8 protein-coding genes and 1 pseudogene are annotated in these 11,061 nt (G+C 64.3%); 5 read left to right on the forward strand and 4 right to left on the reverse strand.

Annotated features, from left to right (window positions below; all coding sequences use genetic code 11):
- The first annotated feature begins 220 nt into the window (after window positions 1-220).
- Window positions 221-916, forward strand: coding sequence for a YbaY family lipoprotein (locus ACK4TE_RS15365; RefSeq protein ID WP_409912415.1), 696 nt, complete (start codon window positions 221-223; stop codon window positions 914-916).
- 179 nt (window positions 917-1,095) lie between these two features.
- Window positions 1,096-4,023, forward strand: a complete 2,928-nt coding sequence (locus ACK4TE_RS15370) for a toll/interleukin-1 receptor domain-containing protein (protein ID WP_409912416.1) — start codon at window positions 1,096-1,098, stop codon at window positions 4,021-4,023.
- A 17-nt stretch (window positions 4,024-4,040) separates the two neighbouring features.
- Here the strand turns inward: ACK4TE_RS15370 and ACK4TE_RS15375 are convergent, their stop codons facing one another.
- From ACK4TE_RS15375 to ACK4TE_RS15390, 4 genes are all read right to left on the reverse strand, one after another.
- Window positions 4,041-4,394, reverse strand: a complete 354-nt coding sequence (locus ACK4TE_RS15375; protein ID WP_409912417.1) for a hypothetical protein — start codon at window positions 4,392-4,394, stop codon at window positions 4,041-4,043.
- A 59-nt stretch (window positions 4,395-4,453) separates the two neighbouring features.
- A complete protein-coding gene (locus ACK4TE_RS15380) occupies window positions 4,454-5,278 on the reverse strand; it encodes a DUF4344 domain-containing metallopeptidase (RefSeq protein ID WP_409912418.1) in 825 nt (274 codons plus the stop codon).
- A gap of 74 nt (window positions 5,279-5,352) precedes the next feature.
- Complete coding sequence (locus ACK4TE_RS15385; RefSeq protein WP_409912419.1) at window positions 5,353-6,975, reverse strand: NAD(P)/FAD-dependent oxidoreductase; 1,623 nt, start codon at window positions 6,973-6,975, stop codon at window positions 5,353-5,355.
- A gap of 66 nt (window positions 6,976-7,041) precedes the next feature.
- Window positions 7,042-7,641 (reverse strand): TetR/AcrR family transcriptional regulator, encoded by a 600-nt coding sequence (locus tag ACK4TE_RS15390; protein ID WP_409912420.1) that lies wholly within the window; start codon window positions 7,639-7,641, stop codon window positions 7,042-7,044.
- Between the two features lie 81 nt (window positions 7,642-7,722).
- Here ACK4TE_RS15390 and ACK4TE_RS15395 point away from each other — a divergent pair, with 81 nt between their 5' ends.
- The 3 genes and pseudogenes from ACK4TE_RS15395 to ACK4TE_RS15405 form a co-directional block, all read left to right on the forward strand.
- Entirely contained in the window at window positions 7,723-8,565 is an 843-nt protein-coding gene (locus ACK4TE_RS15395; protein WP_409912421.1) for a metal-dependent hydrolase, read from the forward strand.
- Between the two features lie 96 nt (window positions 8,566-8,661).
- A complete protein-coding gene (locus ACK4TE_RS15400; protein WP_409912422.1) occupies window positions 8,662-9,657 on the forward strand; it encodes a hypothetical protein in 996 nt (331 codons plus the stop codon).
- A pseudogene (locus tag ACK4TE_RS15405) lies at window positions 9,654-11,061 on the forward strand (hypothetical protein); the annotation flags it as partial. The gene ACK4TE_RS15400 and the pseudogene ACK4TE_RS15405, both read left to right, overlap by 4 nt.

Raw genomic sequence — 11,061 nt, forward strand, 5'->3', positions numbered from 1 at the left:
ATGGCGCGAACTTCTCGTTGTGTAGCACCTGCTGACCCGCGAAAACCGGAGACGGGTTCGCATTAGACTGACAGCACCTGCTCGGTGACCCGAGCGTGAAGCTCCCCCGCAAATAACGCCGCTACGCGATTTCGGTTTCTGTTGGTGATCCGGGTTGTGATACAAGCACAACCTGTCTCGATGCGGCGGGACCGAGGTCCATTCTGAAGGGGAGATGGTGATGAAGGTATGTCATGCAGTTGCGGCGGTACTCGCTGTGGGAATGCTGGCGGGGTGTGCGTGTCTGCCCTGGTCCGGCACGGCGCCTGCTGGCGATTCCGCCCTGGCCGCCGGCCCGCAGGTCCAGCCCGTTCTGGCGCCGCGCGTGGTGGCCGATGTGATGATGCGGGCGCGGATCGCGCTGCCGGACGGTGCGGTGCTGGAGGCTGAGGTGACGGACCCTATGACCGGCGCGGTGATCGCCGAAGGCCGCAAGGAACTGAATGGGATGCAGTTGCCGCAACCTGTGGAAGTCACGCTGCCGGGCGGAACATCACCGGGCAGCGTGTTTGATTTTCGCGCAGCGGTGAGGATGGACGGAAAGGTGGCGTTTGTAAGCGACCGACGCCGGTTTGACTCGGGCTCAGGCCTCGTCGCGCTCGGCATGGTCGAAGTGGCGGCGTATTCACCACTCGCCTTCTCGACAGAGTATACCTGCGCCGGTGTGGTCGCCGAGATCGGGATCCTGAATGACCAGATGGTGCTGCGCACCGGTGGGCAGGACTATATCGTCAAGGAAGTGGTGACGGCCTCCGGGGCGAAATACGCGGCCGAGGGCGAGCCGGAGACCTCGTTCTGGAGTAAGGACGAAAGCGGCACGCTGGTCGTCCAGGGTGTATTTCATGACGGCTGCATCAGGACAGGCGGGTTTGAATAATCCGCGCGGGCGGCCAGGCTCGGGCAGTGACGTGCGTGGCACTCAGCCTGTGAGGGCGCCGCAGCCCGTCTAGCCTCGCGCAATTCAGGCAGGGCGGGACTGCCTCAGTCTCGACTCTGGTCGAGGTGCCTTCTAACGTTTGGGGGCTGGCGCGATGTGCGGACGGAAACGGGTGGGGTATGGACGAAGGCGCGAAGACCTATCGGGCGTTCATCAGCTATTCGCAGCAGGACAAGGTCTGGGGCAAGCGGCTGCATGGCTGGCTGGAGAATTACCGTGTCCCGCCGGGCGTGGCGGGGCGTCTCGCGCCCGGCGAACGCCTTGGCCGGTTCTTTCGCGATGACGAGGAAATGGCCGCCGCTTCCAGCATTGCGAGCATCGTGGAGAAATCCATCGACGAGTCGGAGGCGATGATCGTCATCTGCTCGCCGCGGTCGGCGAAGTCCCAATGGGTGGCTGCCGAGATCGAACGGTTTCGGCGGCGCGGCGCAGAGGCAAGGGTGTTTGCCTTCATCATAGATGGTATTCCAAACTCCGGTGATCCGGATACGGAATGTTTCCCGGCCGCGCTGCGCCGGATGCAGAATGCTGCAAATCCGGACGACCTTCCGATTGAGCCTCTCGGGCTCGACATTCGCAAGGATGGGCGGGACAGGGCGGTGGCCCGGCTTGCCGCCGGATTGCTCGGGGTTGATTTCGACGACCTGTGGCAGCGTGACCGGCGGCGGGACGAAGCGCGCCTGAGCCGGATGGTGCTGGGGCTCGCCGGTCTCAGCACCGTGTTTGCGGCCCTGGCGGCCGCAGCTGTTTTCATGGGTCTCGAGGCACGGCGGAACGAACGCATTGCGCATGACAATCTTGCCGGTTTCTTTGCCGAGCGCGCCTGGCAAAGTCTCGAAACCGGAAACACGCTGACAGCGGCGCGGTATGCGCTCGCGGGACGCCAGCTGTCGGAGCGGAACGCGCGCGCCTATCACGCCGTGCTCGGCGCGGCGATGTTCGCCTCGGGCGAGACGCTGCCACCGTTGTTGCATGACGGCGCGGTCTACAGCGCCGTCTACTCCGCAGACGGAACGTTGATCGCGACCGTCAGCGAAGACGGGGCGGTGAAGCTGTGGAGCGCGGCGACGGGCGCGCTGACCGCGAAACTGGAAGGGCATGGAGGCCGGGTCAATGCCGCGGCCTTCTCGCCGGACGGGACGCGGCTGGCCACCGGCGGCAATGACGGACGGATATTGGTCTGGGATGTGACTGTGCAGTCCATGATTGCCGAGGCCGCCGGGCACGGCGCGCCGGTCCAGACAATACAATTTTCGGGGAGCGGAACTGAGGTTCTGTCGGCGGGCCGCGACGGTTTTGCCCGCATCTGGAACAGCGCCGACGGCGATGAAGTGCATGCTATCGGAAAGGCCGGCGATATTGTCTGGACGGCAGAATATTCTGGAGACGGACGATATGTGGTCACGTCTCACGAGGACGGCGAAGCGCGGCTGTGGGATGCAGGCACCGGGGCTTTGGTCCGGACATTCTCCGGCCACGAAGGCCCGGTCTACAGCGCAAGATTTTCGCGGGATGGCAGCAGGCTCGTGACCGCGAGCTATGACACGACGGCGCGTATCTGGAACACGTCGACCGGCCGCATGGTGGAGACGCTCGAAGGCCATTCCGATTCCGTCCTGGCCGCGGCGTTTGCGCCGGATGGCAAGATGATTGCGACGGCGAGCGGCGATGCCAGCGCGCGGCTATGGACCACAGATCGCGGCAAGGAGGTTGCCGTGCTGAGCGGGCACAAGCGCCCGGTGCGCGGGCTCGCCTTTTCGAATGACGGCAAGACGCTGCTTACTTTCAGCAGTGATGCGACCGCGATGCTTTGGGATGGGGCGAGCGGCGCGCCGGTGCGGACCTTGCTCGGGCATGGCGAGCGCGTGCGCTCCGGAATGTTCTCGCCTGACGGCGCGCAGATTCTCACGGCGAGCGATGACGGGACGGCCAGGGTGTGGGCGGCGCAGGGCCGGCTGCTCTACAGTTCCCGCTCCGGCGCGCGCGCGGTAGCCTTCGCCGAATTCTCCCGGGACGGACGATATGTTGCGACCGCCGTGCAGGATGGCACGGTAGATGTGCGCGATGCCGTCACCGGCGCGCGCCTCGCCGTCCTGACGGATCATCAGGGTGCGGTTTACGGCGTCGCCTTCTCCCCGGATGGCACCCGTGTGGTGACCGCCAGCGAAGATGCGACCGGCAGGATCTGGGACTGGCAGACTGGCGTGACCATCGCGACCCTCACCGGACATGACGGGGCGGTCAACAGCGCGTCCTATGCCCGCGAGGGAGACAGGATCGTCACCGCCGGAGAGGATGGCACGGCGCGGATATGGGATGCGTCAACCGGGGCGCCATTGGCCGTACTTCCGGCGAGTGCTGAGCCCCTGAGAGGCGCGGAGTTTTCGCCGGACGGGACATTGCTGGTGACAGCAGGGCAGGACCGGACGGCGCGGATCTGGCGCCTCGCGGACGAAACCGGGATCAGGACGCTGGAAGGGCATGCGGGCGGGCTCGGGGCGGCGGCGTTTTCACCGGATGGCACGCGCATCGTCACGGGAAGCGATGATGGCACCGCGCGGGTGTGGAGCGCAGAGACGGGGAAGGTGCTCGCCACACTGACGGCCTTCAAGGGCCAGGTTTCGGGCGTGCAGTTCTCGCCGGACGGAACACGCATCGCGACCGCGAACCTCGACCAGACGGCAAACATCTGGGACGCCGCAGATGGCCGGCTCCTGACGACACTTCCGGGGCATGGCAGCGATGTGCGCAGCGCGACTTTCTCCGCCGACGGAACGCGCATCGTTTCCGCCAGCGCAGACGGGATGATCCGGGTCTGGGATGTGTCGCGGCAGACGCAGCCCTGGGAGCCGCTCGCGCAGGATGCGTGCAGCCAGCTGCTGAGCGCACACAGCCGCAGCTTCACGCCGCTGGAAATCGAAACCGACCAGCTGCTCGGGGCCGTGTGGCCGGATCCGGGCCGCGACGTGTGCGAGAATGTTGCCGGCGCCGTGACGCGGGCGGACCTCTACAAGGCTGCCGCGTCAGCGCCTGCTGCCGGCAAGTGACAGCGGGGCGCGCCGGATCAGTTGTCGGGTGTCGTTCCGGGACGGGTGGAGCCGCCGGGATTGCTTTCCTCGGTGGAGCCCGGCGTGATCAGCACCGGTTCGCCGGACGCTTCCGTTTCTGCAGGCGCTGCGTCATCGGCCGTCGTGCCCGCAGGCGGGAGTACAAGGCCCGCATCGTCCTCGTATACGGCGTCTTCCTCGACGCAGTCTGCCTCATCCGAGCAGTCAATCTCTTCGCCGGCCTCTTCTTCAGAGGCGGAAACCTCTATCTCGTCTTCGCCCTGCGCGAGGGCAGCGCCCGGCAGGCCCGTGATCAGCGCAGCTGCCAGCCCGGCAGACGCCGAGAGAATCCATGTGTTGAGCTTTTTCATTTCCGTCCCTTTCAATATACCACCCTTGGCACTCTACACGCGCCGCGTCTATGCAGCGCTCAGTTCTGATCTTCCTCGTCTTCAAATCCGCGCATGCCATATTTCAGGCGCGCGTCGATCATCTCGTAGCAGAGCGTGATCACGAAGTGATCATTCTCCGGATTAGGTGCGCGGACTGTGTCGAAGTAGAACGTGTCCGGCTTTGCCTTGCCTGCGCAACTCATCGCCTGGATGGTTGTGCGGTGTGTCAGGTAGAAGTCCGCCTCGAGATCAAGCTTCAGGTCTTCGGCGACCTGGCTCTCGATCAGGAAAGACCGCGCCGCCTCCATGCCGCCGGTTGGCGGGCCGTACACGATGGCAACGGAGTGACCCATCTCGTCGCCATAGTCCCTGAACACACTATCCATTTCTTCGCGCATGGCCTGGTAGAGCCCGGTACAGTCCGATGACGGATCCAGTATTTCCTCGAACTCGGCGAAGGAAGCGGGATCGCTGCCATAGACGAGGCAGAGGATATCATAGGCGCGGTCCTGCGGCGGGGCGTGCGGCTGATTCTCAAGGAGGCTGGTATCGACCTGCAGCCAGCCAGCGACGGCACTGATAATCTCGTCAATCCCGTCCGGATCATCCGCATCGGGCTGCAGCAGGATCGTGGCGAGCTTGTCGGCATAGTCCTCCCGGTCTGCAGCCGACCAGTCGGGATGCGTGTTCAGATTGGCGATCTGGCCCATCAGCAGATGGCCGGCTTCGTGATAGGCGAGGAAGCGGACAAAGCCCCTGACGAAGCTTTCAGTCTCCGCGTCGCGCCGGCCCGTATCGGCCAGTGCCGGCGCGGCGAACAGCGCGACAGCCAAGCAGACCCAAAGTGCACGGAACAGCTGCATCCCACACCTCCACACCGGTGCAGAGTGTAGCGTGGTCCGCACCGGCGCGATACAGGCCTTTGGCAGGATCAGGCCTAAGCCACCGCAGCGATCGACATGGCGCGGGCAACGGCTTCGGCAACCTTGATGCCGTCTACGCCGGCCGAGAGAATGCCGCCAGCATAGCCTGCGCCTTCGCCGGCGGGGAACAGGCCGCGCACGTTCAGGCTCTGGAAATCTGCGCCGCGCGTGATGCGGATGGGGGACGAGGTGCGCGTCTCCACGCCGGTCAGCAGCGCATCGGGATCGTCATAGCGCGGGATCTTGCGGCCGAAGACCGGCAGGGCTTCGCGCATCGCCTCGATCACATAATCCGGCATCAGCTGCGACAGGTCAGCGGGCCGCACGCCGGGGCGGTAGCTGGGAGTGACAGGGCCGAGCGTCGTGGAGGCCAGGCCGGAAAGGAAATCGCCGACGCGCTGGCCCGGCGCGAAATAGTCCCGCCCACCCGCCGCGAAGGCACGCGCTTCGAGTTGGCGCTGCAGCTCGATGCCTGCCAGCGGATGCGGGCTCGGGAAATCGGCCGGCGTGATGCCGACGACGAAGCCCGCATTCGCGTTGCGCTCGTTGCGCGAATACTGGCTCATGCCATTGGTGACGAGGTGGCCCGGTTCCGAAGCGGCCGCGACCACCGTGCCGCCCGGGCACATGCAGAAACTGTAGGCGGTGCGCCCGTTCTTGGCGTGATGCGACAGGGAATAGGCCGCCGCGCCGAGATCGGGATGTCCCGCACACGGACCAAACATCGCCTTGTCGATCCAGGATTGCGGATGCTCGATCCGGAAGCCGATGGAGAAGGGTTTGGCCTCGATATGAACGCCGCGATCATGCAGCACACGGAATGTGTCGCGCGAGGAATGCCCGATGGCGAGGACGACATGATCGGCCTCCAGGAACTCGCCCGTGTGCAGGTGCAGGCCGCGCAGGCGGTAGGCGCCGCCGGAGGCCCGCTCCAGTTCGAAATCGGTCACCCTGTGCTGAAAGCGGTATTCGCCGCCGAGCGCCTCGATCTTCGCCCGCAGGCTTTCGACCATTGTGACCAGCCGGAACGTGCCGATATGCGGATGTGCCTCGGTCAGGATTTCCGGCGGCGCGCCGGCCGCGACGAATTCCGTCAGCACCTTGCGGCCGAGGAAGCGTGGGTCTTTGATCTGGCTGTAGAGCTTGCCGTCCGAGAACGTGCCGGCGCCGCCTTCGCCATACTGGACGTTCGATTCCGGGTTCAACTCGCTGCGCCGCCAGAGGCCCCAGGTGTCTTTCGTCCGTTTACGCACAACCTTGCCGCGGTCAAGGATGATGGGCTTGAGGCCCATCTCGGCCAGGATGAGACCCGCGAACAGGCCGCACGGGCCCGCACCGATCACGACGGGGCGCAGCTTGCCAGGCCGCACGGGCGGGGGGGTGTAGGAGGTGTCCGGCGTGCGGGTCACATGCCGGTCGCCCGCGCAGCGCGCCAGCACGGCGGCCTCGCCGCGTACTTCTGCATCGACAATGTAGACTTTCAGGATCGCTGATTTGCGCCGCGCGTCATGCGCGCGTTTCCACACCGACCAGCTGAGCAGGTCTTCCGCGCGGATACCCAGCCGGGCGGTTATCGCCGCAGGCAACGCGTCCGCCTCATGGTCCAGAGGCAACTTGATTTCAGATATCCGCAGCATCGCCGCCCTTTAGCACTTCAATCCTGCCTGCACATCTCGTCCGCACAGGTCCGCACGCGGACCGTCTCAGCTTTCCGCGAGCCCGGCTTCCAGCAAGGCCAGCGCCACCCTGCGCGCCCGGTCTTTCTTCTTGCCGAGCAGCTCGCTCAGCGTCGGGCCGAACAGGCCGGTGCCGATCGCGAGGATCACGCTGACGAGGATGGCATCCTCCAGCCGCTCGTTTGCAGCGTCATCATCCGGGCGGATGCGTTGCCGGATCACGGTCTGCACCGCCTCGCGCACCGTGCCGAGCCGGCGCGACTCGTCCGTAAGTTCCAGCCAGGCCGCGAGCCGGGCGGCGCCCTTCGCCTCGAAGGCATCGAACAGGTTCTGGATGCCGGCGAGGCGCCCGGATTTCGGGTCTGCCGGCAGCTCCATCGCCAGCAGGCCCGCGACCAGCTCTGCGATCATCTTCTCCATCAGGGCCGCCTGCACCCCGCTTATCGTGCCGAAATGGTGCAGCACGGTGGCGTTGGCCACGCCGGCTTCCTTCGCCACATCGGCGAGACGCAGCGATTGCGGGCCCTGCTGCACCAGCAGGCGCTCGGCGGCCTCAAGGATGTTCTCCCGCGAGGCTTCCTGCGACCGCCGGACACGGGGCGGGGGGGTGGTTTTGCTTATCGACATTTTTGTCAGTATGTGCCAGAAAGACTGAAATTCGATTGAGATTTGGGGCCGGAATGCCCCCTTGTCAGCAGGATATGCGAGATGACGGCCAAACGCTCTCCCGAAGATATCACCATTCTGCCCCGCGATCTGCGTTTTGATGTCGCGAGCGCGAAGACCGGCCACTGGCTGGATGGCGACCCGGTGGCCACGGCGGTGCTGAACACACTGTCCATGACCTTCCCGGATGGCGAGCGTCTCTTCATGGACGCCGTGCGCGCCTACAAGGACCGCCTCACCGGCAAGCTGGCACAAGACGCGAAGGATTTCATCACGCAGGAGGCGCTGCACTCGCGCGAGCATCACCTGCTGAACAGGATGATCGACCGGGACAAGTATCCTGTCGAGCGCATCGAGGAACAGATCCGTGAACGGATCGCCTTCTCCCGTGCCCGCGGCCCCATGCGCATGCTGATCTCCACCATCTGCCTCGAACATTTCACCGCGATGCTGGCTGACATGTTCGCCGCGCATGACGACATGTTCACAAAAACCGACCCCGCCCTGCGAGATCTCTGGCGCTGGCATGCGATGGAAGAGACCGAGCACAAGGCGGTGGCCTATGACGTCTTCCTCGAGGCGACGAAAGACTGGCCCGCCTGGCGGCGCTATTTCCGGCGCTGCATGGCGATGCTGCTGATCTCGTATTTCTTCCCGCGCAATATCGCGACCTATTCCGCCTGGATGCTTGAAGCTGACGGCTACACGCCGGAGGAGGCGAAGAAGGCCGTCAAGCGCTTCCTGTGGAAGGAGCCGAACTTCTTCGGCCGCGGCTGGAAAATCTGGATCACCTGGTTCAAGCCGGGTTTCCATCCGTGGGATCATGACAACCGCGCGCTGATGGAAGACTGGCGCAGCGAGTTTACGCCGGTCGCTGCCGAATAGCCGGCCCCCTTAATTTGCCCCTGAATAAAGCCTCTGGACAAAATCTCCGGAGCAGATCAATTCTTGCCCCAAGGCAGGGGGAAGAGGCCGATCTCAATGAAAGTGTTCTGGTTTCGCCAGGCGCTGCAGCTCCTTCCGGGAGCGCTCGCCGGGCTTTTCGCATGGGCAGTGTTCGGGGCGGGTATGGCCGCGGCACAGGCTCAGCTGACGACGGAAAAGGTGCCGACATTTCTTGGCATGGACCTGCCGCTGCTGCCCGGTGAGCGGGTCATTCCAACGGCCGATCCGCAATGTTCCGTCGTTGCCTTCGCGCCCGGCGAGACGCGGTACAATCGCTTCGTCAGCTTCTGGCAGAACCGGACATGGACCGGCGCGTGCCGCTTCGGCCTTGCGCATGGCAAGGGCTATGCTGTCGGTGTGAGCGACAATTCTTCGCTTGAGCTGAACATGCTCTACGGACTCGAGATTGCGCCGCCTGAGAGCTTTCAGACCAAATACTGGTCAGACGGGACAGCCTATCGCGACAAGACGCACAATCACCTTGCCGGCACCGTGTTCAGCGACCTCGGCGCAGTCCGATACCGCTGGCAGAGTTCGGAAGGTTCTTCGCGCGCCAGCACGCTGGCGGATATCTCGGGCTGGTGGTTGTTGAGCTCGTATCTGCAGAAACAGTCTTTTGACGCCGCCGGCAATGAGCGCGTGATGACTATCGTCGAGGTGAACGTGGCAGCCCAATGCGGCAACGTGCAGGAACCTTTCAAGGCTTTTGCCAGTGAGGTGAAAAAAGCCTGCGGTGTGAAGATTCCGGAAAAGCACATTCTCGTCCGCCGCGAAGGCCTGTCGAGCGAACCGACGGACAGTCACAAGATCGTCTGGGCAAAGGCCTGCAAGGTGCCCAAAAACTACAGCTGGGCGGAATGTGCAGAACATCTGCCAGCAGCAATCGGCAATGACATTGCCGAGCTCAACGCCATTCTCGCCGGCGATGCCGCCGCGCGCGCCGCCGCGGAACAGGAAATCATGGCCCGCTACGCGCCGCTGGAGCAGGCGGTAGAGGCACGGGTCAATACCGCGGGGAGTGGCGCACAATGAAAGCCGTCAGCGTCATGCAAACGAAAGTCCGCCTGATCGTCCTTGTCGGGATGATGTCTCTAACGGCAGCGCCCGCGCTCGCGCAGGGCACGGGCTATGATGCGAACTGCAATCCTAAGGACTATACGGCCGATGAGCTGCTGCAGCAGGAACTGTGCTCGGCGCATATCGGGTGCCGCCTCACGATGAAGGCGGCCAACTCGGCCTGCAAGGTGAAGGACTTCTTCAGCAACCTTGGCAGCCTGCTCGGCGGGCGCAGCACGCCGGACAATTACGATGTCATGGAAGCCCTGAACCGGACGGAAGTGGTGCAGACCCCCGGGGTGCGCCAGACCAACAGCGCTGCGGCCCGCGATACGGCTGCCGGGCGGCGTCCGTCCTATGATCGTTCGAATGCGGCGCAGGTTGACTGGCAGCAATCTTCCGCAGCGCGTCCAAACATACTCGGTGCGCCTGTGTCATATCTCAACAAGGGTGAGGGCGGTTACACCACATGGTTTGAAGGCAAGGATGGCGCCAATGAGTTTGGACAGCGAAACCAGACCGGTACTCTGATCGATAGCAAGGGCGACATAAAATCCGGCACGATCCTGAATGGCCAGATCCTCGGAAATGGTGTGCGGCGCGCATCCGTGGACGGATCGTGGGCGGGCGGTCCGTTCGACAGCAATGGGCTGAACGGGCAAGGCTACACATCCGCACCAAACGGCACCGGCAAGCCGCCTGTCCTGGAGGGCACGTTCAAGAACGGGCTGGCAGACGGAATGATGCTGGTCACCTGGCCGGATTTCAGTTCACGCAAGGAATTGTGGAAGGACGGCAAGTTCATTGCTGCCGGTCCCACCGTCGCGCGGGGTCAGGTTCCGCCCAATCCCAAGACGCCGGAAGAGGAAGCGGCCGAAAAAGCGGCTGCAGAAAAGGCGAAGTTTGAGGCCGATCTGGCGAAGTTGCCGAATGCCGGGGCTATTTATGCCTTTGCCGACGAATGGGCGGCCAAGGGCGATATGGACAAGGCCCGCACGGCCTGGCGCAGCCTGATGACGCGTTTCCCGGAAAGCCCGCTGGCGGTGAAAGCGGCAGACCGGCTTGGTGGTGGCAGCGGGTCAGGGACAGGTTCCGGCAGCACGGGCACCGGCATGACCGGCGTCAGCGCCAACCGTCCGCCTTCGGACGGTTATCATGATGTGACGCTGGTGGACCGGTGGGCAGGTGTCTGGGAGAGCGAGCCTCTCCTGCGCGTTTCGGAAGCGGAGTATGACCGGACCGTGGAGAACCTGAAAACGTGCGGCTATGGCCGCTATTGCGGGCCGGACAGGCCGATTTCGGAATCTCCCTATGCCTATAATGTAGGCAACATCGTCAACCCGTTCCAGATCAGCGGCAGCCCCGGCAGCCAGACCCCCG

The sequence above is a fragment of the Hyphomonas sp. genome, assembly GCF_046313975.1.
Taxonomy (GTDB): domain Bacteria; phylum Pseudomonadota; class Alphaproteobacteria; order Caulobacterales; family Hyphomonadaceae; genus Hyphomonas.

Bases quoted from the DNA above. Each gene is read 5' to 3' on its own strand.
- ACK4TE_RS15395 (WP_409912421.1), top strand. From the start codon at position 7,723: ATGACGGCCAAACGCTCTCCCGAAGATATCACCATTCTGCCCCGCGAT.
- ACK4TE_RS15390 (WP_409912420.1), bottom strand. From the start codon at position 7,641: ATGTCGATAAGCAAAACCACCCCCCCGCCCCGTGTCCGGCGGTCGCAG.
- ACK4TE_RS15380 (WP_409912418.1), bottom strand. From the start codon at position 5,278: ATGCAGCTGTTCCGTGCACTTTGGGTCTGCTTGGCTGTCGCGCTGTTC.
- ACK4TE_RS15375 (WP_409912417.1), bottom strand. From the start codon at position 4,394: ATGAAAAAGCTCAACACATGGATTCTCTCGGCGTCTGCCGGGCTGGCA.
- ACK4TE_RS15370 (WP_409912416.1), top strand. From the start codon at position 1,096: ATGGACGAAGGCGCGAAGACCTATCGGGCGTTCATCAGCTATTCGCAG.
- ACK4TE_RS15385 (WP_409912419.1), bottom strand. From the start codon at position 6,975: ATGCTGCGGATATCTGAAATCAAGTTGCCTCTGGACCATGAGGCGGAC.
- ACK4TE_RS15400 (WP_409912422.1), top strand. From the start codon at position 8,662: ATGAAAGTGTTCTGGTTTCGCCAGGCGCTGCAGCTCCTTCCGGGAGCG.
- ACK4TE_RS15365 (WP_409912415.1), top strand. From the start codon at position 221: ATGAAGGTATGTCATGCAGTTGCGGCGGTACTCGCTGTGGGAATGCTG.